Origin of the sequence: Amycolatopsis sp. lyj-108 (assembly GCF_046549005.1) — a bacterium.
GTDB lineage: Bacteria > Actinomycetota > Actinomycetes > Mycobacteriales > Pseudonocardiaceae > Amycolatopsis.
Map to the genome: position 1 here is coordinate 39514 of NZ_JAJPWQ010000015.1, position 19939 is coordinate 59452.

A 19939-nucleotide genomic window follows, 5' to 3' on the forward strand; every position below is an offset into this window, starting at 1 on the left:
ACGTGGGTCCGACCAAGCGTTATCGTCTTAGTCATGACGACCTCGACGCAGTTCACCCACCTCCCGCACCCGAGCCCCGCGAGCCCGGAACGCGTCGCGGACGTATTGGCCGCACCCGGCTTCGGCCTGCACTTCACCGACCACATGGTGACCGTGAAATGGAGTGCCGAGCAGGGCTGGCACGACGCCACCGTCGGGCCGTACGCGCCCTTGACGCTCGACCCGGCGACCTCCGTGCTGCACTACGGCCAGGCCATCTTCGAGGGCCTCAAAGCATACCGCCAGCCGGACGGCACGATCGCCGCGTTCCGGCCCGACGCGAACGCGATCCGGTTCCGCAACTCGGCCGAGCGCCTCGCCATGCCGCAGCTGCCGGTGGAGGTCTTCCTCGACTCGATCCGCGAGCTCATCGCCGTCGACTCCCGCTGGGTCCCGACGAAGCCGGGCGAATCGCTGTACCTGCGGCCGTTCATGATCTCCACCGAAGCCGGGCTCGGCGTCAACCGGCCCGCGAACGAGTACCTCTACGCGCTGATCGGCTCGCCCGCGGGCTCGTACTTCTCCGGTGGCGTGAAACCGGTGAGCGTGTGGCTCTCGACCGAGTACGTGCGCGCCGTCCCCGGCGGCACCGGTGAGGCGAAGTGCGCCGGCAACTACGCGGCCTCCTTCGTCGCGCAGGCGCAGGCCGTGGAGAAGGGCTGCGACCAGGTCGTGTGGCTCGACGCCGTCGAGCGGCGCTGGGTCGAGGAGATGGGCGGGATGAACCTGTTCTTCGTCTTCGGCTCCGGCGACGACGCCCGCGTCGTCACCCCGGAACTGACCGGCTCGCTGCTGCCGGGCGTGACCCGCAAGTCGCTGCTGGAGCTGGCGAAGTCCTTCGGGCACCAGGTCGAGGAGCGGCGCGTCTCCACCGACGAGTGGGAGAAGGCGGCGGCTTCCGGCGAGCTGACCGAGGTGTTCGCCTGCGGGACCGCGGCGGTCATCACGCCGGTCGGGCACGTGAAGCACGCGGGCGGCGAGTTCTCCGTCGCGGGCGGGCAGCCCGGCGAGCTGACGATGAAGCTGCGCGGCGCCCTGACCGGGATTCAGGAGGGCACCCGGCCCGCTCCGGAAGGCTGGATGTACCCGCTGGGCTGAGCCGGCCGGCGAGTCCGTGAAGGCCTCTTTCCCTACCTTGAGCGTAGGGAAGGAGGCCTTCACTACTTCGGTGGTTAGAGGTGCGCGGGATGCAATGAAAGGCTCTTTCCTTGCAAAATTTGCAAGGAAAGAGCCTTTCATTGCATCCCGGACCCGGCACGGCCGGAGACGCGTCAGGTGGCGGGAGTCTCGATCAACGGCCCGCTCACCCCGGCCTGCTCGTGCGTGGCCATCTCCGCGAGCACCCGCGTCGCCATGAACACCAGCGGCAGCGCCGCGACCGCGCCCGTCCCCTCGCCGAGGCGCACGTCCAGATCGAGGATCGGCTCCAGGTCGAGGTGCTCCAGTGCCAGCGCGTGCGCGGGTTCGCCACCGCGCTGACCGGCGGCCCACCACTGCCGCGCGCCGGGGACGAGTTCCTCGGCGACCAGCGCGGCCGCGGAGGCCACCAGGCCGTCCAGGATCACCGGCGTCTTCCGGAGCGAGGCTTGCGCGAGGAATCCCGCCATCGCGGCGATGTCGGCGCCGGCGGCCGTGCGTAGCAGCGCGACCGGGTCGGCAAGCACGGTCCTCGCCCGCCGCAGCGCGTCACGGACGGCCGCGGCCTTGCGCATCCAGGCGTTGTCGTCGATGCCAGAGCCGCGGCCGACGACGGCCACCGGTTCGCTGCCGGTCAGCGCCGCGACCAGTACCGAGGCCGGGGTGCTGTTCCCGATTCCGAGGTCGCCCGCGATGAGCAGGTCGGCCCCGCCGTCGACCTCGGCGTCGGCGATCGCCCGGCCCGCGCGGACGGCGGCACGCGCCTCCTCGTCGGTCAGCGCGTCCTCGACGTCGATCGAGCCGGACCCGCGCCGCACCTTGAACTCGCCGATCGACCGCGTGGCGGGGGCGTCGCTGTCGACGGCCATGTCGACGACGCGGACGCTCGCGCCCGCCGAGGCGGCCAGCACGTTGATGGCCGCGCCTCCGGTCAGCATGCTGCCGACGAGTTGCGCGGTGACCTCGCCCGGATAGGCCGAGACGCCCTTCGCGGCGATGCCGTGGTCTCCGGCGAACACCACGACCCGCGGCCGGGTGAACGGACGCGGCGGTGACTGGCCCTGGCAGGCCGCGACCCACACGCCCAGTTCTTCGAGCCTGCCCAGTGACCCGGCCGGTTTGATCAGTTTCGAGTGCAGGGCGATCGCCGCCGAGCGTGCGTGTTCATCAGGCTGCTCGACTTCGGCGAACTCGAGGATTTCGTCGTCCAACGCCCTGCCCCTTCGGATCGCTTCGGTGGCCGGGCCCAACCTACCCACCCGCCTGTGCCAGAGTTGCCTGTGGCTCAGACGAAGGCCGCCGGGGTGGTGCTCGCGAGCGGAGCGGGCACCCGGGTCGGCGCCAAGCTCAACAAGGTGTACCTGCCGGTGGCGGGCAAACGGGTCGTCGCGTGGTCGCTCGACGCCTTCGCCCGCGTGCCCGGTATCGACGTGCTCGTGCTGGTCATCCGGCCACAGGACACCGAACTCGCGCGGGAGGTGCTCGCCGCGCATCCGGGCGAGGTCGAACTCGTCCACGGCGGTGCGACGCGCCAGGGTTCGGAGCTGAACGCCTTGCGGCACTTGACTTCCCGCATCGAGAGCAGCGAGATCGACGCGGTACTGCTGCACGACGCGGCCCGTCCGCTCGTCACCCCCGAACTGATCGCGGACGTCCTCGCCGACACGCGGCGGTACGGGGGAGCGGTGCCCGGGGTCGCGGCCGACGACATCGTGCGCGTGGACGGTGACACCGTTTCCGGTGCGCTGCCCGGCGCGATCCGCGTGCAGACACCGCAGGGTTTCCGCGCCGCCCCGTTGCTCGAGGCGTACGAAACGGCCGAGCGTGAGGGTTTCGTCGGCACGGACACGTCTTCGTGCATGGAAAGGTTCTCCGCGCTGCCGGTGCGGTGGGTTCCGGGCAGCGCGGAGAACCTCAAGATCACCTACCCGCACGACCTCGTTGTCGCCGAGCAGGTGATCGGCCGAGGTTAGGGATCTCCCTGGTCGGCCTTGGTCGGTATGGCGGGCAGGATGGTGACCGGCTGGCGCGCCTCCATCGGGATCACGCAGTCCGGATGTGGTTGCAGCAACTGGATCGGCGCGGCGGCGTCGCCGGGAGGCGGGATCGTGAGCACCGCGCGCAGGGTCCAGTCGGCCGTCGAGTGGTACTGCCAAGAGACGAGTGCCGGCTGGAAGACGTCCGTGTCGGCGAGGGTGGTGACGCGGAAGGCGCTCGCCCGTTCCTCGCCGCGGAGGATGAGGACGTCGGCGCAGGTGTCCCACTGGAACACCGCGGCACAGACCTCCGGTTCCTCCCGGGGACCGAAGATGTAGACGACCCACCGGCGTCTTCGAAGCTCTTCGAGCAGTTCGTCGATGCTCAGGTGGTTCATCGAGCCCCCTAACGGGTTTCGGGAACTCTGCGGAGAGTAACAGGTGTACTAGAGCACCGTCCAGAATGTGTACTAGTACGTAATAATGGGGTGTGAGCAGGATCCTTGGTGCTCGCCCATTGGTGTGCTAGAACGCTTGTGCGCACCGCGCGACCTTGTGAGGAGTCACCTTGCCCGCCGTCGATCGACCCGAACCGCCGTATCTCCAGATCGCGGGAAGCATTCGCGACGACATCGTTTCGGGCAGGCTCAAGGAAGGCGACACGGTCCCGTCCGCGCGGGAGATCGCCAGGAACTGGAACGTCGCGATGGCGACGGCGATGAAGGTGCTCTCGACGCTCCGCGCCGAAGGTCTGGTCCGCGCGGTACGCGGCATCGGGACAGTGGTGCAGACCAGGGCGCTGCACCGCTCCGCGCACGATCGGACGATCTCGATCGCGCGAACCGGCAAGGTCTATCCACCGGGCCACTACGCGAAAATCCGCGAAGCAGGCCTTCTGCCCGCACCGGACCGGGTGGCGGGTGCGCTCGGAATCGATGAAGGTACTCCGGTGATCCGTCGGCGACGGACCACGTATGCGGGCGAAGGCCGGCCGGTGTCGACGTCGGTCTCGTGGTTCGACGGCGCTGTCGCGGCGAAGGCTCCTTTGCTGTTCGAGCCGGTGCGGATCGTCGAAGGCACGGTCAAATACGTGGCGGACCGGACAGGTCGTGTTCTGGCGTCGACTCATTCTCAGCACGCCGCGGGGCTGGCGGGTGCCGAGGAGGCGGCGGAACTCGGCGTGGCCGAAGGTTCGGCGATTCTGTTGAGTCGCAACAGGTTCTTGTCCGCCGAGGGTGACGTGCTCGAGTACGGCGAATCGGCGGCCTTGCCGGACCACTGGATTTTTTACGAATACAACATCGAGGACGGGGCATGAAGCACATTCACGCGGGTAAGGTCCGGGACCTTTACGAAATCGACGGCGACATTCTGCTCGTCGCGTCGGATCGCGTTTCGGTCTACGACGTCTCGCTGCCGACCCCGATCCCGGACAAGGGCGCGCTGCTGAACCAGCTTTCCGCCTGGTGGTTCGAAAAGATGGCCGACGTGGTGCCGAACCACGTCCTCTCCACGACCGACGTCCCCGCGGAATTCGCCGGGCGTGCCACGCGCTGCAAGCCGCTGAAGATGATCCAGGTCGAATGCATCGCGCGCGGCTATCTCACCGGTCTCGGAATGCGCGAATACCAGCGTGACGGCAAGGTCTCCGGGGTCGAACTGCCCGCCGGTCTCGTCGAGGCCGACAAGCTGCCAGAGCCGATCTTCACGCCCACCACGAAGATCTCCGACACCGGCCACGACGAGTTCATGACCTTCGCCGACGTCGTGAACGACATCGGCAAGGAGACCGCGGACCGCATCCGCGACCTGACCCTCGAGGTCTATACCAAGGGTGCGGAGCACGCGGCGAAGAACGGCATCATCATCGCCGACACCAAGATCGAATTCGGCTTCGACGCCGACGGCGTGCTGACGCTCGGGGACGAGGTCCTCACTTCGGACTCGTCGCGTTTCTGGCCGGCCGACGACTACGAGCCCGGCCGCACGCAGCACGCGTTCGACAAGCAGTTCGTCCGCGACTGGTCCACGACCACCGGCTGGGACAAGACGCCGCCCGGCCCCGCCATCCCGGACGAGATCGTCGAGGCGACCCGCAAGCGCTACACCGAGGTATACGAACGGATCACCGGGAAGACCTGGATTCCCGGTGGTGGTCATGCCTGAACAGCAGGTCTACGACCCGTACCGGCTGATCGACGACGTCGAGGGCCTGCTGATCCAGCGCGGCCACCGGCCGGAGCGGCTCGACGGCCGGACCGGTGACCGGGTCGCCGGCGCGAGCAGGTTGTTGCGGGGCTTGGGAATCGATCCCTTGCGCGCCCCCGGCGACGCCCTCGACCTCGACGGTCAGATCGCGTACCAGTCCCGCGTACACGGAGATTAGCCGCAATCAGTCACCTACTTGCGCGGAAAAGCGTGCGCAAGTAGGTGACTGATTGCGGGGGATCAGGGGGAGCGGGTCAGCGTCGGGTCGGTCTCGGTGACGCCGTCGAGGGCCTCGTCGATCGCGGCGAGCAGATCCGCGTCCAGCTTCACGCCGGCCGCCTTGACGTTCTCGTGCACCTGCTCCGGCCGCGAGGCCCCGATGATCGCCGAGGCGACGTTCGGGTTCTGCAGCACCCACGCCACGGACAGCTGGGCCATCGTCAGGCCCGCCTTGTCCGCGATCGGCTGGAGCCGCTGGACGCGCTCGAGGACGTCGTCGTTGAGGAAGCGGGCGACCATGTTGGCGCCGCCCTTGTCGTCGGTCGCGCGGGAGCCCTCGGGCAGCGCCTGACCGGGCTTGTACTTGCCGGTGAGCACGCCCTGCGCGATCGGCGACCAGACGATCTGGCTGAGGCCCTCACGTTCGGAAGCCGGGATGACCTGCGCCTCGATGACCCGCCACAGCGCGTTGTACTGCGGCTGGTTCGAGATGAGGGGCACCTTCAGCTCGCGGGCGATCGCCGCGCCCTGGGTGATCTGCTCGGCGGTCCACTCCGAGACGCCGACGTAGAGCACCTTGCCCTGGCGAACCAGGTCGGCGAAGGCGAGGAAGGTCTCTTCGAGCGGGACGGTCCGGTCGAACCGGTGCGCCTGGTAGAGGTCGACGTAGTCGGTGCCGAGGCGCTTCAGCGAAGCGTTCGCCGACTCGATGATGTGCTTGCGGCCGAGCCCCTGGTCGTTGGGACCCTTCGGGCCGGTCGGCCAGTAGACCTTGGTGAAGATCTCCAGGCTTTCGCGGCGCAGGCCCTTCAGCCCGCGGCCGAGCACCGATTCGGCGGCCGTGTTCGCATACGCGTCGGCCGTGTCGAAGGTCGTGATGCCGACGTCGAGCGCCGCCTTGATGCAGGACTGGGCCTGGTCCTCTTCCACCTGGGACCCGTGGGTGAGCCAGTTGCCGTACGAGATCTCACTGACATTGAGGCCGCTGCGGCCCAGTCGTCGAAACTCCATGGGCGCGACTCTACCCCAGGCCGTTAGGCAGGCTAACGACCTGGGTTTCGCCTGATCAGACCTTGTCGCCGGGCTTCACGCGCGGCTTCGGCACCCGCAGCTTGCGGATCTGGCTGGCCCGGATGAACGAGTACCAGCCGACGGAGGTGCCCTTGACCGTCTCGTTCGGGAACTTCAGGCGGACCATCTTCGCGATCCGGCGCCCGCTCAGGAAACCCTCGACGATCATGCCGAGCAGCATCACGGTGCACAGCAGCGTCGCGTACCGCTGCACGTCGGGGTACGGCAGGATCAGCGCAACGAACACCAGGATCGCCAGCGGCATGAACAGGCCGAGCAGGTTGCGCCGCGAGTCGACCAGGTCACGGATGTACGCCTTGACCGGGCCGCGGTCGCGGGGGAGCAGGTACTTGTCCTCGCCCGCCATCATCCGCTCGCGGCGTTCCTTGGCGGCGTTGCGCTGCTTCGCCTTGTACTCCGGGTCGGCCTTCGCGGACTTGCGGAGTTCCTTGTTCCGCTTCATCGCCTCCCGCATGGTGGTCGGCGGGGGCGCCACCGGGCCGCGGCGCTTGGCCTCGGCCTCACGCCGCTTGGGCGTGGCCTTGCCCTTTCCGGGCGTGTACGCCTTGGCCTGGACCTCGACGACCTCGTTACCGGGCGTCTCGGTGTCCGTCGTGGCGGAGTCTGTGGTGCTACGGCGCAGGAACCTCACCCCACCAGGGTAGTCGCGGGCGTCACGGTGCCACGCACCAGGCCGAGCGATATGTCACCATGGAGGGGAACAGATCGGGACTCCGACGTGTTGGACCATGTGCAAGACGAGTACCCGCAGCGAGTTCGACCAGAGGGAGAACCATGACGACCGCTGAGCAGGCAGCCGCAGCTCAGGCCGAAACCGCCGAGGAGACCCACGGCGTCACGTTGACCGACGCCGCCGCCGTCAAGGCGAAGGCCCTGCTCGAGCAGGAGGGCCGTGACGACATGCACCTGCGCATCGCCGTCCAGCCCGGTGGGTGCGCCGGCCTCCGTTACCAGCTGTTCTTCGACGAGCGCACGCTCGACGGCGACCTGTTCCGTGACTTCGACGGGCTCCGCGTCGCCGTCGACCGGATGAGCGCGCCGTACGTGACGAGCGCCGTGATCGACTTCGTCGACTCGATCGAGAAGCAGGGCTTCACGATCGACAACCCCAACGCGACGGGTAGCTGCGCCTGCGGCGACAGCTTCCACTGACGCACGCCGGGCATGAAGAAGGGCCGCGAACCTCACCCAGGTCGCGGCCCTTCTTCATGCCCGCAGCTCTTCATGCCGCGGCGGGATCAGACGTAGGCGTCCAGATCGGCGACCTGGGCGAGGCACCGCTCGTCCACGGTCCACGGCGGCGCGATCTGCCGGGGCAGCGGCATGTTCTCGGCCTGGAGGGACGACGGGATACCGGCACAGTCGGCGATGAGTTCGCCGATCGATTCCGGCTCGAGGTGATACGCGGAAGTGGTCACGAACGACAAGTTAATGACTCGTGGTGGAGTAGGACACCACTACCAACCGGTAGTGTTGATGGCCGTGCTCGAAGCAACCCGTATGGGGCATGACCTGCGGGTAACTTAGCCGTCCTCGCCTCGGCGAGGCCGACCGATCAAGGAGAACCGGTGGCAGACAGCGCCAGGATCGCAGTATCCGGCAGTATCGCAACCGATCACCTCATGCACTTCCCGGGCAGGTTCGCCGAGCAGCTCGTCGCCGAGCAGCTGCACCGGGTGTCCCTGAGCTTCCTGGCCGATGACCTCGTCGTCCGGCGGGGTGGGATCGGCGCGAACATCGCCTTCGGTCTCGGCGTGCTCGGCAAGCGCCCCATCCTGGTCGGCGCGGTGGGCTCCGACTTCGCCGACTACCGCTCGTGGCTCGAACGGCACGGCGTCGACACCGCCGGCGTGCTGATCTCCGAGGTCGCGCACACCGCCCGCTTCGTCTGCACCACCGACGAGGACCTCTGCCAGATCGCCACCTTCTACGCCGGTGCGATGTCCGAATCCCGCAACATCGAACTGGAACCCGTCGCCGCGCACGCCGGTGAACTGTCGCTCGTGCTGATCAGCCCGGACGACCCCGAAGGCATGGTCCGGCACGCCGAGGAATGCCGCCAGCGCGGCTACACCTTCGCCGTCGACCCCTCGCAGCAGCTGGCGCGGATGGACGGCGCGCAGGTGCGTTCCTTCGTCGAGGGCGCGAAGTACCTGTTCAGCAACGACTACGAATGGGAACTGCTGCTCCAGAAGACCGGCTGGTCCGAGGCCGACGTCCTCGACCGCGTCGGCATGCGGATCACGACGCTCGGGGAGAAGGGCGTCGAGATCGTCGGCAAGGACGGCCTCGCGCTGCAGATCGGCGCCGTCCCGGAACGCGGCAAGGTCGACCCGACCGGCGTCGGCGACGGCTTCCGCGCCGGGTTCATCGCCGGTATCGACGGCGGCCTCACCCTGGAGCGTTCGGCGCAGCTGGGCTCGCTGATCGCCGTGCTGGTGCTGGAAACCGTGGGCACGCAGGAATGGGCCTTCGACCGCGCTGACGTCCTGGGCCGCCTCAAGGACGCCTTCGGCCCGGAGTCCGCCGAGGAGATCGCGGCGATCCTGCCGGAGTGAGCTTGAGCTGCTCGCCCCCGTGGGGCAGCCGTGTCGCGAAAGCCACTTTCGGGACCTCAGGCGTCGCGAAAGTGGCTTTCGCAACCTGCCACCTTTGCCCTACCCGTCAATAACCCCTCAAGCGGGTGCAGCGAAGGGGCCCTTCACCGCGTGAGACGCGGTGAAGGGCCCCTTCATACAATTCCCAGGCTCGTGAGCGTGCCGGGTTCCGGCGGCACGTGTGTCTGGAGCCGGATTTCGTGTGTTTCAGGCCGGATCACGCGTGTTCGCCCTGGCAGGCGGCCGAGGTCTTCACGCGCGCCGGGTCAGGATGGCGGCGATTTCCGCGGGCCGCGAAACGTGGGGGCAGTGCCCGGCGTCGATCTCGATCGCGGTCACGCCGAGCCGCTCCCGGGCGGCCCGGCGCATCCACTCCGGCTTCAAAGTGCGGTCCCGGGTGGGGACGATCACCGTCGACGGGATCTCCGGCGGGGGTCCGTCGGGATGCGTCGCGAGAACCGCGGGGCTGAACAGCCGCAGGCTCTCCAGCGCCAGCCGTTCGGTCTCGGGATCGCAGTCGTGGAAGAGGAACTCGGCCGCTTTCGCGGGGTCGGCGGTCGGGTCCACGCCGATCCAGTCCGGTTCGAGCACGGTCCTTGCCTCGTCCCGCAGGCTCTTCCCGCCCGCGAAATCGGGGATGTAGGCGGCGACCCACACCATCGCCCGCGCGTCGAGCGCTTCGGCGATCGCGGGAAGGAGCACTCCGGATCCGGAATGGGCCACGACGACCGGCCGTCCGCCGTCGTACTGCTCCCGCGCGTGCTGCGCGTAGCCCTCGATCGGCAGATCCGCCGGGGTCAGCAGGTCCACGGCGATCGCGCGGTGCCCGGCGGCGGTGAGCAGCTTGGCCACCCGGTCCCAGCCCGACGGGCCCTGCGTCGTGCCGTGCACGAGGACGAAGTCCATCCCTCCATGCTGGCCTTCACCGCGTGAACGGTGAAGGCCGGCGAAGGGAGTCGTGACTAGAGCTTCACCGGGTAGACGGGTTCCGGCACCTCGGGCTTGATGCGGTTCTCCACGAAGATGCCGTGCCACAGCATGAACATCAGCAGCGCCCAGAGCTGGCGGCTGCGGTCGTGCTGGCCCTCTTTGTGCTCGTCGAGCAGCGCCAGCGCGGCCTTCTTGTCGATCAGCTCGTCGGTCCGGGAGTCGGAGATGATGCCCTTGGCCCAGTCGTACATCTCGTCGCGCAGCCACAGCCGGATCGGCACCGGGAAGCCGAGCTTGCGCCGGTTGAGCACGTGCCCGGGAATGATCTTCGCCAGTGCCTGGCGCAGCGCGTACTTGCTGGTCCCGTGCGTGAGCTTCTGGTCGACGGGGATGGTCGCCGCGACCTTGAACACCTCGGGGTCGAGGAACGGGACGCGCAGTTCCAGCGAGTTCGCCATGGTCACCTTGTCGGCCTTGACCAGGATGTCGCCACGCAGCCAGGTGAACAGGTCGACGTGCTGCATCCGCGCGACCGGGTCCCAGCCTTCGGAAACGCGGTACCAGGGAGCGGTGACGTCCTTGAAACCGACGCCTTCCTGGTAGGTGCGCAGCACCTTCCGGAGCTGCTCGTCGCGGAAGTTGCGGGCGTTGCCGTAGTAGCGGTCCTCCAGCGGCAGCGCGCCCCGGCGCAGCAGGTCCTTCCCGCGGGTGCCCTCCGGGATCTTCGTGGAGACCTTCCCGAGGATCTTGCGCACCCCGCCGGGGATCTTCTCGAACGGCGCCAGTGAGATCGGCTCGTTGTAGACGGTGTAGCCACCGAAGAGCTCGTCGGCGCCTTCGCCGGACAGCACGGCCTTGACGTGCTTACGCGCTTCGCGGGCGATGAACCACAGCGGTACGAGCGCCGGGTCGGCCACCGGATCGTCCAGGTACCAGACGATCAGCGGCATCGCCTCCATCATCTCTTCGGCCGACACCACCCGGACCACGTGCTTCACCCCGATCGCGGCGGCCGTCTCGGCGGCGACGTCGACCTCGGAGTAGCCCTGACGGTCGAATCCGCTGGTGAACGCGATGAGGTTCGGGTTGTGCTCCTTCGCCAGCGTCGCGGTCGCGGTCGAGTCGATACCGCCGGAGAGGAACGCGCCGACCGTGACGTCCGGGTCAGAGATCATGTGCTTGCTGACCGAGTCGCGCATCACGTCGGCGATCCGCTCGTACAGCGCGTCCGCCTCCGCCTGGCCGTTGACCGGCTTCGCGGTGAACTGCGGGTGGAAGTAGCGGGTGAACTCGACATCGCCGCCCGGCACCAGCCGGAACGACGTGCCGGACTCGACGCGGCGGATCCCGGTGTGCAGCGTCTCGGGCTCCGGCACGTACTGCAGCACCAGGTAGTGCTGCAGGGCCGTCTTGTCCAGCTTCTCCTCGACGCCGAGCACGCTCGAAAGCTCCAACAGGCTCTTCTTCTCACTCGAGAAGGCGACCTTGCCGGGGCCGGCGGAGTAGAACAGCGGCTTGATGCCGAACGGGTCGCGCGCGCCGAAGACGACCTTCTCCTGGGAGTCCCAGATCATGAAGGCGAACATGCCGCGCAGCTTCTTCACCGCGTCGTCGCCGAGGTAGTGGTACGCCGCGACGATCGCCTCGCCGTCACCCTCTGTGGCGAACTTCGCACCGTGCCCGGCGGCCAGCTCGTCGCGCAGCTCTTTGTAGTTGTAGATCTCGCCGTTGAAGTTCAGCGTGTAGCGCTCGGGAGCCTCCGGCGGGCCCCAGATCAGCGGCTGGTGGGCGTGGTCGACGTCGATGAAGGCCAGCCGGTTGAAGCCGTAGACCACCTCGGCGTCGGCCCAGGTGTCGTGCTCGTCGGGGCCGCGGTGCCGCTGGCAGCGCATGGCCGCGTCGACGGCGTCACGGGCGCTCGCAGCGTCGGCTTCGGTCGAACAGATCAGTCCAAGCAGGCCGCACACGTCTAGTTCACACACCTCTTGTTGGCCGAGCGGGGAGAAGGGCCCAGTATGCCGGTGGGCGTGTACCCCCGGATGTGGTGGGGGATACGCGTGTTGGGGTCACCCCTTGGTCAGCGCGGCCCCGTAACTCGGCTAGGCTCCGCGTGAACAAGAAGATCGGTCGAGGAGGCTCTGGGTGAAAGGGCAAGGCGCAGTGGGAAATCCAGAGCGCATCCCGGTTAAGCGGGCTGGTCGCGTCGCAGCGCTGGCCGCGCTGGTGATGCTGACCGCGACGGGCTGTTCCGGGGACGAGATCCTCCGCTTCGGCTGGCCTGTCGGGGTGACCCCGCAGGCGCACGACATGCGCACCCTGTGGACGTGGACGGTCGTCGCCGCGCTGGTCGTCGGTGTCATCGTCTGGGCGCTGATCTTCTGGACCGCGATCTTCCACCGCAAGAAGAAGACCGCCGACGGCGCGGAAGAGGAACTGCCCCGCCAGTTCCAGTACAACATCCCGCTGGAGATCTTCACGGTCGTCGTCCCGACGATCATGGTCTGCGTGCTGTTCTTCTTCACCGCGACCACCGAGAACCGCGTGCTCGCCGAGACGGACGACCCGGACGTCACGGTCGACATCGTCGCGTTCCAGTGGAACTGGGAGTTCAAGTACAAGAGCGACTCCAAGAACCACGACGACCCCGAGATCACCACGGTCGGCAGCTCGACCGAGATCCCGCTGCTCGTCCTGCCGACGAACAAGACGATCCAGTACAACCTGCGGTCGGCCGACGTCATCCACTCCTTCTGGGTGCCGGAGTTCCACTTCAAGCGGGACGTCATGCCGGATCCGGAGAAGAACAACCAGGACTTCACCTTCCAGAACTCGATCGACAAGGAAGGTTCGTTCGTCGGCCGCTGCGCGGAACTGTGCGGCACCTACCACTCGGGGATGAACTTCGAGGTCAGGGCGCTGTCGCCGGACAAGTACGCGCAGTACATCCAGCTCCGCGGCACGGTGAACCCGAAGAGCGGCAAGCCGAACACGGCTTCCGAGGCGCTGACGGCGATGAACTGCGGCGACCTGTGCTCGCCCTACGCCGTCACCACCACCCCGTTCAACACCGACCGCACCGCGCGGGTCGCGTCCAACTGACCCGGCTGTTCGAGCCCGAAACAGGAGTGAGGCAACGTCCATGAAGGTCGAAGGACGGATTTTCTTCCTCGTCGCGGTCTTCTCCGTCGTCGTGGCGGGTATCTACGCGTACATGACCGGAACGATGACCCGGGACGGCGTCGAGCCGGTCGGTGTGGTGGCCCTGATCCTCACCGGTGGCCTGGCCTTCCTGGCCGGGAGCTACCTGCAGTTCGTGGCGCGGCGCATCGAGCCGCGCCCGGAGGACCGGGAAGACGCCGAGATCAGCGACGGCGCCGGCGAGCTGGGCTTCTTCAGCCCGGGCAGCTACTGGCCGATCGGTCTCGCGGCGGCCGCCGCGCTGAGCGGTGTCGCGCTCGCGTTCTTCCACATCTGGCTGCTCATCATCGCGCTGGCCCTGGTGATCGTCGCCATCGGCGGGCTGGTGTTCGAGTACCACACCGGTCCGAACCACGAGTGATGTTCTGACGCCGAAGCGGCGCCCTGTTCCCTTATGGGAGCAGGGCGCCGTTTTCGCATTCAGAGGACTAAACGCGGGCGGGTAGCGGTTCTTCCTTCGCTTCGGGCTTGGCCGCTCGCTTCGGCGCCAGCGCCGCCGCCAGGACGGCCAGCATCCCCGCGACCTCCGGCCATGTCGGCCGGTGCCCGTAGGCGAGGACGTCCACCACCACCGCGACCACGGGATAGACGTAGGACAGCAGCGCCACCGTCGTGGTCGGCAGCTTGCCGATGCTCGCGTACATCAGGACGTACATCAGCGCGGTGTGCACGGTCCCGAGCAGGACCAGCCACAGCAGCCCCGAGGTGTCCGTGGGCAGCGGCGTGACCAGCAGCGCGGGGGCGAGCACGATCGTCCCGGTCACCAGCTGGACGGCCGCCAGGACGTGCGGGCGCAGGTGCTTGAGCTGCTTCGCGATGAACGAGGCGCCGGCGTAGAGCGCGGCCGCGCCGAGGGCGAGCGCGATCCCCGCCAGCCGTACCGGTTCGCCGTCGGCGCCGTGCGCGGAAAGGGAGATGAGGGCCACCCCGCCGAACGCGATCAGCGCCCGGACCAGCTGGCTTTTCGCCACCTTCTCGCCGAGGAACGCGGCGGCGAGACCGACCAGCATCAGCGGCTGCGTGTGGTACACGACGGTGCTGACCGAGATCGACGACAGCGCGTACGAGGCGAACAACAGCACCCAGTTCCCGACCAGGAACAGTCCGCCGAGGACGGCGAGCAGGAGGTCGCGGCGGGTGAGCGTCCACGGGCGGAGCCAGCCGCGAGCCGCGCTCCACACCAGGAGCAGCAGGCCGCCGACGAGGCTCCTGGCGAACGCGACGGCGGGTGCGTCGGCGCCGCTTTCGAGGACGACGGCGCCGATCGTGCCGGACAGCGCCATCGCGGCCGTCCACTGCAGCAGGGGGTTGTTCTTGTTCATGGCGACCACTTTCGCCCTCGCGCTCGCGTTCAACCAGTGTCAGAGATGACATCGACCGCAAAACTTATGACACACTGCGCGGATGGATGTGAAGAAGGTCGCGGTGGTGCTCGCCGACCAGGTCTCGCCGTTCGAACTCGGCGTCGCGTGTGAGGTCTTCGGCACGGATCGCAGCGCAGACGGCATCGAGGGCTGGGACTTCGGGGTCTGTTCGCCCGGCGGCGAGAACGTCCTGAGCTGGTCCGGATTCGGGCTGGATGGCTTGGAGAGCCTGGATTTCGCGGCTTCGGCCGACCTGCTGATCGTGCCGACCTGCGCCCCGCGTAGCGCGAGCCCGCCGGGGCCGGTGCTCGAAGTCCTCCGCGACGCGGCGAGCCGGGGCGCCTGGGTCGCGGGCTTCTGCGCGGGCGTCTTCTCGCTCGGTTACGCGGGGCTTCTCGACGGGCGCAACTGCACCGTCCATTGGGTCTACGAGCAGGAGTTCCGGTCGCGCTTCCCGACCGCGAAGGTCGACCCGAAGGCGTTGTACGTCGACGACGGTGGCGTCCTCACCAGCGCGGGAACCGTCGCCGCCGTCGATCTGTGCCTGCATCTGGTGCGGGAACTGCGCGGTGTCGCCGCGGCCACCACGCTGGCGCGGCGGATGGTCGCGGCGCCGCACCGGGTCGGCGGGCAGGCGCAGTTCGTGCAGGCGCCGGTGCCCGAAACCGCCGCGCCGGACGACACCGTGCTCGCCGAAGCGCTCGAATGGATCGAGCGGCGGCTGGACCGGCCGTTCACCGTCGCGGAACTCGCCCGGCGCAGCGGTTTGGGGGAGCGCACGTTTCTGCGCCGGTTCTCGGCGGCCACCGGTACGACGCCGCACCGGTGGCTCACCGAACGCCGCCTCGATCGGGCGCAGTCGCTACTCGAAGAGGGTCGTCTGTCCATTGAGGACATCGCGGTCGCCTGTGGATACGCCTCCGCCGCGGCACTGCGGCATCAGTTCGGCAAGCTGCGCGGGACCAGCCCGAGCGCTTACCGCAGGACGTTTTCCCCTCGCTAGATTTCCTGCCCCACGGTGACATGGACATGGTCGGGGACCTCGTCGTGCTTGTCGCCGACGGTGAGCGTTCCGGTCGGCTCGAACAGCAGCAGCGACGCACCGTCCACTGAGGACGGTTTGTGATACGTCCCGCGCGGGACGACGAACACGGAGCCGCGGGGGAGCGTGACGACCCGTTCACCCGTGTTTTCGCGCAGCGCGATGTCCAAAGTGCCGTCGAGGACGAGAAAGAACTCGTCGGTGTTCTCGTGAACGTGCCAGACGTGCTCGCCGGCGACCTTGGCGAGGCGGACGTCGTAGTCGTTGACGTGCGCGACGATCCGCGGGCTCCAGATCTCGTCGAAGCCGGCCAGCGCGGTCTTCAGATCGATCGGTTGCTTGCTCATGATCCGATACTGGCCGCTGGACCGCCGGAGCGGTGAGTGCTAGGAATCGCATATGTCGCATGATTTCTCGCACGAGGTCGCCGTCCTGGTGGACGAGGGGTCCAACCCGTTCGAAATGGGGGTCGCGACCGAGCTCTTCGGCCTGCGGCGGCCGGAACTGGATCGCCCCTGGTACGGCCTCACGCTGTGCGCCGCCGAGCCGTCCGTGCGCATGCACCTGGGGATGTTCACCCTCACCGGCATCGCCGGGCTCGAAGCCGTGGAGACCGCCGACACGGTGATCGTGCCGAACCGGCCCGATCCGGAGAGCCCGGTCCGGGACGAGGTGCTGGCGGCCATCCGCGACGCGGCCGCGCGGGGAGCCCGGCTGGTGAGCTTCTGCACCGGTGCCTTCACCCTCGCGCGGGCGGGCGTGCTGGACGGACGGCGCGCGACGACGCACTGGAAGTGGGCGGGACTCTTCCGCGAGCTGTATCCCGAAGTCCTGCTGGAGCCGGACGTCCTCTTCGTCGACGACGGCGACGTCCTGACCGCCGCGGGCAGCGCGGCCGCGCTCGATCTGGGCCTGCACCTGATCAGCCGCGACCACGGCGCCGAGATCGCCAACGCGGTGAGCAGGCGGCTGGTGTTCGCCGGGCACCGCGACGGCGGCCAGCGGCAGTTCGTCGAACGTCCGCTGCCGCCGGTGCCGGACACCTCGCTCGCGCCGGTGCTCGCCTGGGCGCGCGAACGGCTGGACCGCCCGCTCACCGTCGCCGACCTCGCCGCGCGGGCGGCCGCCAGCCAGGCGACGCTGCACCGGCGGTTCCGCGCCGAACTGGGGACGACGCCGCTGGCGTGGCTCACCACCGAGCGGATCGCGCTGGCGTGCCGGCTCATCGAGCGCGGGGAGCAGCGGCTGGACCGGGTGGCGCGGGCGTCGGGATTCGGTACCGCTGCGAACCTGCGTACACAGCTTCGGCGGGCTACGGGACTGACGCCTACGGCTTACCGGGCGCGGTTCAGTACTGCTTCGTAGTCGGTCGCCTGTGCCATGAAAGGTCCTTTCCTTGCAAATTTTGCAAGGAAAGGACCTTTCATAGCACTTGAGAGGCCTGTCAGGCGAAGGCGATCCACCGGTTCAGCAGGTCTGCCGCCGCACCCGAATCGACGGCCGAGGCCGCCCGCGCGAGCCCGGCGGCCAGGTCCTCTTCCAGCGATCCCGAGAACCCGGCGAAAGCCGCCAGCGCGGCCGCCGAGTTCAGCAGCACCGCGTCCCGGACCGGTCCGGTCTTCCCGGCCATCACCTGCCGGAACACCTCGGCGTTGTGCGCCGCGTCGCCGCCGCGCAGGTCTTCCGCGGTCGCGCGGGCGATGCCCAGCGACGCGGGGTCGAAGCTGCGCTCGGTGATCTCGCCGCCGGAGACCACCCACACCGAACTCGTGGTCGTGGTGGTGATCTCGTCCAGCCCGTCGTCGCCGCGGACGAGCAGCACGGTCATCCCGCGCCGCGCGAACACCTCGGCGAGCACGCGGGTCTTGTCCGCGTACGCGCAGCCGATCAGCGAACTGCGCGGTTGCGCGGGGTTGGTGAGCGGGCCCAGCAGGTTGAACGTCGTCGGCACGCCGAGTTCGCCGCGCGTCGGGCCGGCGTGGCGCAGGGCGGGGTGGAACTTCGGCGCGAAGCAGAAGCCGATGCCCAGTTCGTTCACGCTGCGCTGGACGGTCTCGGGCGGCAGGTCGATGGTGACGCCCAGTTCCTCCAGCACGTCGGCCGCGCCGGACTTCGACGAGGCGCTCCGGTTGCCGTGCTTGGCCACCGGGGCGCCGGCCGCGGCCGTCACCACCGTGGCCATGGTGGAGATGTTGACCGAATTGGACCGGTCACCACCGGTGCCGACGATGTCCACCGACGGCCTGTCGATCGTCACCCGTTTGGCGTGCGCCAGCATGGCGTCGGCCATGCCGGAGATTTCCGCCGGTGTCTCACCTTTCGCGCGCAGCGCGACGGCGAACCCGGCGATCTGGGAGGGCGTCGCCGCCCCGCTCATGATCTGGTCCATCGCCCACGCGGTGTCCTCTTCGGACAGATCCGCGCGCGCGATGAGCTGGTTGAGCAGGGACGGCCAGGTCTTGGCGGCCGCGCTCATCGGCTCAGCCGTGCACGGCCGGCACCCGCCGGGCGCGCAGCACGTCGGCGACGGTCTCGGCGGCCGTCAGCGGGTCGAGCGGGTGGACGAGCACCGCGTCGGCCTGCGACCAGGTCGCGAGCCAGCGGTCGTCCTTGCGCCGGACCGAAACCACGATCGGCGGGCACTCCTCGATCTCGTTCTTCAGCTGCCGGGTCAGCCCGATGCCGCCCGTCGGCTGCGCCTCGCCGTCGAGGATGGCCAGGTCCACGTTGCCCGCGTCCATCTCGACGAGAACCTCGGAGATGCCGGAGGCCTCGGTGTAGTCCACCCGGCCGAGGTCGGCGGCGGGCCTGCGGCCGACGGCGTTGATGATCGCCTCGCGCACCTCCGCCTTGTGGCTGAACACCAGGATCCGCATCGCCTGCTCGCCCATGAGCGCGCCTCCGCCTCGTCTAGTCATGTCGACCCCGCGATGTTATCCGCCATGACCGACATCACGTGGACGCACCCGACGGCTGGAGCGCGTCCCAGCCCAGCGAGTCGCCGCCGAGCCGCTGCGCGAGGCCCGCCATCCGTGACCGTTCCTGCGCGCAGTGCAGCGCGTCGAGGGTCTGGACGCGCACCGCGTGCGTCAGGGTGAAACCGCCGTCGGAGCCCTGTTCCCGCAGCTCCCAGCCGTCCTGGGCGAGGATCGATGTCGCCTCCGCCACCTTTTCGGGCGGCAGTTTCAAGTGGTGGCGCAGGATCGCGGGCGCTTCGGCGACCCAAGCGGGTGATCTCGCCAGCACCGAAGAATCCGCCTCGGCCGGGTCGAAAGCCTCCGCGACGATCTCCACACCGGGCGTGTCGACGGTCAGACCTGGGAACTTGGGCTTCTTGACCAGGTCACGAAGCCGATCTAGTAAACCCATGAGTAGCCCTGTTCCCACTTTCGTTCAGATGTGACCCGACACGCACGCGACTTGCCGTGGACCCACCCGGCGGGCCCCGTGCGTGAGAGGACATAATGCGACGCGTGACAACGGCAGCTCCCACCATCAGCCAGCGGGTCCACTCGCTGAACCGGCCGAACATGGTCAGTGTCGGCACCATCGTGTGGCTGTCCAGCGAACTGATGTTCTTCGCCGGACTGTTCGCCATGTTCTTCACCGTGAAGGCGCAGAACGCGTCCGGCCAATGGCCGCCGCCGCTGCACGGTGAGCCCTTCCACCTGAACATCGCGCTGGCGATCCCGTTCACCGTGATCCTCGTGGCGTCGTCGTTCACCTGCCAGTTCGGTGTGTTCGCCGCCGAAAAGGGTGACGTGTTCGGCCTCCGCCGCTGGTACATCATCACGTTGATCATGGGCGCGATCTTCGTCGGCGGCCAGGGTTACGAATACATCAACCTGATCCACGAGGGGCTGACGATCCCGTCCGGCGCGTACGGCACGGTCTTCTACCTCGCGACCGGGTTCCACGGCCTGCACGTCATCGGCGGGCTCATCGCGTTCGTGTACTTGCTCATCCGTACCAAGCTGAGCAAGTTCACCCCGGCTCAGGCCACCTCGGCGATCGTCGTGTCGTACTACTGGCACTTCGTCGACATCGTGTGGGTGGGCCTGTTCGCGGTGATCTACATCCTTCCGTGAACGAAGCCGCCACCACGACCTATCGGCCTGAACTGACAGCAAGGGTTGC

24 protein-coding genes are annotated in these 19939 nt (G+C 68.4%); 12 read left to right on the forward strand and 12 right to left on the reverse strand.

Annotation, left to right across the window (positions count from 1 at the left end; all coding sequences use genetic code 11):
• Positions 1 to 33: 33 nt before the first annotated feature.
• The gene (locus ACLJO0_RS38775; protein WP_410584581.1) at positions 34 to 1137 is read left to right on the forward strand and encodes a branched-chain amino acid aminotransferase; all 1104 of its coding nucleotides are present in this window, start codon (positions 34 to 36) and stop codon (positions 1135 to 1137) included.
• 173 nt (positions 1138 to 1310) lie between these two features.
• Here the strand turns inward: ACLJO0_RS38775 and cobT are convergent, their stop codons facing one another.
• On the reverse strand, positions 1311 to 2387 hold the full coding sequence (gene cobT / locus ACLJO0_RS38780; RefSeq protein ID WP_410584583.1) for a nicotinate-nucleotide--dimethylbenzimidazole phosphoribosyltransferase: 1077 nt from the start codon (positions 2385 to 2387) through the stop codon (positions 1311 to 1313).
• A 93-nt stretch (positions 2388 to 2480) separates the two neighbouring features.
• Here cobT and ACLJO0_RS38785 point away from each other — a divergent pair, with 93 nt between their 5' ends.
• Positions 2481 to 3149 carry a 2-C-methyl-D-erythritol 4-phosphate cytidylyltransferase gene (locus ACLJO0_RS38785; RefSeq protein WP_410585004.1) on the forward strand — a complete coding sequence of 223 codons (669 nt, stop codon included), beginning with the start codon at positions 2481 to 2483 and terminating at the stop codon, positions 3147 to 3149.
• On the opposite strand, the gene ACLJO0_RS38790 is transcribed toward ACLJO0_RS38785, so the two are convergent.
• On the reverse strand, positions 3146 to 3550 hold the full coding sequence (locus tag ACLJO0_RS38790; RefSeq protein ID WP_125794838.1) for a hypothetical protein: 405 nt from the start codon (positions 3548 to 3550) through the stop codon (positions 3146 to 3148). The genes ACLJO0_RS38785 and ACLJO0_RS38790 overlap by 4 nt on opposite strands.
• A gap of 170 nt (positions 3551 to 3720) precedes the next feature.
• Between ACLJO0_RS38790 and ACLJO0_RS38795 the strand changes: the two genes are divergently transcribed.
• From ACLJO0_RS38795 to ACLJO0_RS38805, 3 genes are read left to right on the forward strand one after another with little or no spacing between them, the layout of a single operon-like run.
• A complete protein-coding gene (locus tag ACLJO0_RS38795) occupies positions 3721 to 4470 on the forward strand; it encodes a GntR family transcriptional regulator (protein WP_410584586.1) in 750 nt (249 codons plus the stop codon).
• On the forward strand, positions 4467 to 5318 hold the full coding sequence (locus ACLJO0_RS38800) for a phosphoribosylaminoimidazolesuccinocarboxamide synthase (RefSeq protein WP_125794840.1): 852 nt from the start codon (positions 4467 to 4469) through the stop codon (positions 5316 to 5318). Before ACLJO0_RS38795 ends, ACLJO0_RS38800 begins: the two co-directional genes overlap by 4 nt.
• A complete protein-coding gene (locus tag ACLJO0_RS38805) occupies positions 5311 to 5538 on the forward strand; it encodes a hypothetical protein (RefSeq protein WP_039795309.1) in 228 nt (75 codons plus the stop codon). The genes ACLJO0_RS38800 and ACLJO0_RS38805 overlap by 8 nt, the downstream gene beginning before the upstream one ends.
• Positions 5539 to 5600: 62 nt before the next feature.
• Here the strand turns inward: ACLJO0_RS38805 and ACLJO0_RS38810 are convergent, their stop codons facing one another.
• Together ACLJO0_RS38810 and ACLJO0_RS38815 are read right to left on the reverse strand one after the other, a co-directional pair.
• The gene (locus ACLJO0_RS38810; RefSeq protein WP_410584589.1) at positions 5601 to 6590 is read right to left on the reverse strand and encodes an aldo/keto reductase family protein; all 990 of its coding nucleotides are present in this window, start codon (positions 6588 to 6590) and stop codon (positions 5601 to 5603) included.
• A 55-nt stretch (positions 6591 to 6645) separates the two neighbouring features.
• Positions 6646 to 7302 carry a DUF3043 domain-containing protein gene (locus ACLJO0_RS38815; protein ID WP_410584591.1) on the reverse strand — a complete coding sequence of 219 codons (657 nt, stop codon included), beginning with the start codon at positions 7300 to 7302 and terminating at the stop codon, positions 6646 to 6648.
• 143 nt (positions 7303 to 7445) lie between these two features.
• Here ACLJO0_RS38815 and ACLJO0_RS38820 point away from each other — a divergent pair, with 143 nt between their 5' ends.
• On the forward strand, positions 7446 to 7823 hold the full coding sequence (locus ACLJO0_RS38820) for a HesB/IscA family protein (RefSeq protein WP_125794843.1): 378 nt from the start codon (positions 7446 to 7448) through the stop codon (positions 7821 to 7823).
• Between the two features lie 86 nt (positions 7824 to 7909).
• On the opposite strand, the gene ACLJO0_RS38825 is transcribed toward ACLJO0_RS38820, so the two are convergent.
• Positions 7910 to 8098, reverse strand: coding sequence for a hypothetical protein (locus ACLJO0_RS38825; RefSeq protein WP_125794844.1), 189 nt, complete (start codon positions 8096 to 8098; stop codon positions 7910 to 7912).
• Positions 8099 to 8239: 141 nt separating this feature from the next.
• On the opposite strand from ACLJO0_RS38825, the gene ACLJO0_RS38830 reads away from it, so the two are divergent.
• Positions 8240 to 9229: a carbohydrate kinase family protein gene (locus ACLJO0_RS38830; RefSeq protein ID WP_410584594.1), complete on the forward strand. Its 990-nt coding sequence runs from the start codon at positions 8240 to 8242 to the stop codon at positions 9227 to 9229.
• 291 nt (positions 9230 to 9520) lie between these two features.
• On the opposite strand, the gene ACLJO0_RS38835 is transcribed toward ACLJO0_RS38830, so the two are convergent.
• Both ACLJO0_RS38835 and asnB read right to left on the reverse strand, forming a co-directional pair.
• Positions 9521 to 10174: an alpha/beta fold hydrolase gene (locus ACLJO0_RS38835; protein WP_410584596.1), complete on the reverse strand. Its 654-nt coding sequence runs from the start codon at positions 10172 to 10174 to the stop codon at positions 9521 to 9523.
• A gap of 56 nt (positions 10175 to 10230) precedes the next feature.
• Positions 10231 to 12165 (reverse strand): asparagine synthase (glutamine-hydrolyzing), encoded by a 1935-nt coding sequence (gene asnB / locus ACLJO0_RS38840; RefSeq protein ID WP_410584598.1) that lies wholly within the window; start codon positions 12163 to 12165, stop codon positions 10231 to 10233.
• 193 nt (positions 12166 to 12358) lie between these two features.
• Between asnB and ACLJO0_RS38845 the strand changes: the two genes are divergently transcribed.
• Together ACLJO0_RS38845 and ACLJO0_RS38850 are read left to right on the forward strand one after the other, a co-directional pair.
• Positions 12359 to 13297 (forward strand): cytochrome c oxidase subunit II, encoded by a 939-nt coding sequence (locus ACLJO0_RS38845; RefSeq protein ID WP_410584600.1) that lies wholly within the window; start codon positions 12359 to 12361, stop codon positions 13295 to 13297.
• Positions 13298 to 13337: 40 nt separating this feature from the next.
• Positions 13338 to 13757 (forward strand): cytochrome c oxidase subunit 4, encoded by a 420-nt coding sequence (locus ACLJO0_RS38850; RefSeq protein ID WP_410584602.1) that lies wholly within the window; start codon positions 13338 to 13340, stop codon positions 13755 to 13757.
• A 67-nt stretch (positions 13758 to 13824) separates the two neighbouring features.
• On the opposite strand, the gene ACLJO0_RS38855 is transcribed toward ACLJO0_RS38850, so the two are convergent.
• Positions 13825 to 14718 carry a DMT family transporter gene (locus ACLJO0_RS38855; protein WP_410584604.1) on the reverse strand — a complete coding sequence of 298 codons (894 nt, stop codon included), beginning with the start codon at positions 14716 to 14718 and terminating at the stop codon, positions 13825 to 13827.
• Positions 14719 to 14800: 82 nt separating this feature from the next.
• Here ACLJO0_RS38855 and ACLJO0_RS38860 point away from each other — a divergent pair, with 82 nt between their 5' ends.
• Positions 14801 to 15763 (forward strand): GlxA family transcriptional regulator, encoded by a 963-nt coding sequence (locus ACLJO0_RS38860; RefSeq protein WP_410584606.1) that lies wholly within the window; start codon positions 14801 to 14803, stop codon positions 15761 to 15763.
• Here ACLJO0_RS38860 and ACLJO0_RS38865 read toward each other — a convergent pair.
• On the reverse strand, positions 15760 to 16149 hold the full coding sequence (locus ACLJO0_RS38865; protein ID WP_410584608.1) for a cupin domain-containing protein: 390 nt from the start codon (positions 16147 to 16149) through the stop codon (positions 15760 to 15762). The two genes, ACLJO0_RS38860 and ACLJO0_RS38865, sit on opposite strands and share 4 nt — an antisense overlap.
• A 52-nt stretch (positions 16150 to 16201) precedes the next feature.
• Between ACLJO0_RS38865 and ACLJO0_RS38870 the strand changes: the two genes are divergently transcribed.
• Positions 16202 to 17167, forward strand: a complete 966-nt coding sequence (locus ACLJO0_RS38870; protein ID WP_410584610.1) for a helix-turn-helix domain-containing protein — start codon at positions 16202 to 16204, stop codon at positions 17165 to 17167.
• Positions 17168 to 17246: 79 nt separating this feature from the next.
• Here ACLJO0_RS38870 and trpD read toward each other — a convergent pair whose 3' ends face one another.
• The 3 genes from trpD to ACLJO0_RS38885 form a co-directional block, all read right to left on the reverse strand.
• Positions 17247 to 18278, reverse strand: coding sequence for an anthranilate phosphoribosyltransferase (gene trpD / locus ACLJO0_RS38875; protein WP_410584612.1), 1032 nt, complete (start codon positions 18276 to 18278; stop codon positions 17247 to 17249).
• Between the two features lie 4 nt (positions 18279 to 18282).
• Positions 18283 to 18693, reverse strand: a complete 411-nt coding sequence (locus ACLJO0_RS38880) for a hypothetical protein (protein ID WP_410585006.1) — start codon at positions 18691 to 18693, stop codon at positions 18283 to 18285.
• Positions 18694 to 18754: 61 nt separating this feature from the next.
• The gene (locus ACLJO0_RS38885; RefSeq protein ID WP_410584614.1) at positions 18755 to 19171 is read right to left on the reverse strand and encodes a hypothetical protein; all 417 of its coding nucleotides are present in this window, start codon (positions 19169 to 19171) and stop codon (positions 18755 to 18757) included.
• Positions 19172 to 19266: 95 nt separating this feature from the next.
• Between ACLJO0_RS38885 and ACLJO0_RS38890 the strand changes: the two genes are divergently transcribed.
• The gene (locus ACLJO0_RS38890; RefSeq protein ID WP_125787912.1) at positions 19267 to 19890 is read left to right on the forward strand and encodes a heme-copper oxidase subunit III; all 624 of its coding nucleotides are present in this window, start codon (positions 19267 to 19269) and stop codon (positions 19888 to 19890) included.
• The last annotated feature ends 49 nt before the right edge of the window (positions 19891 to 19939 follow it).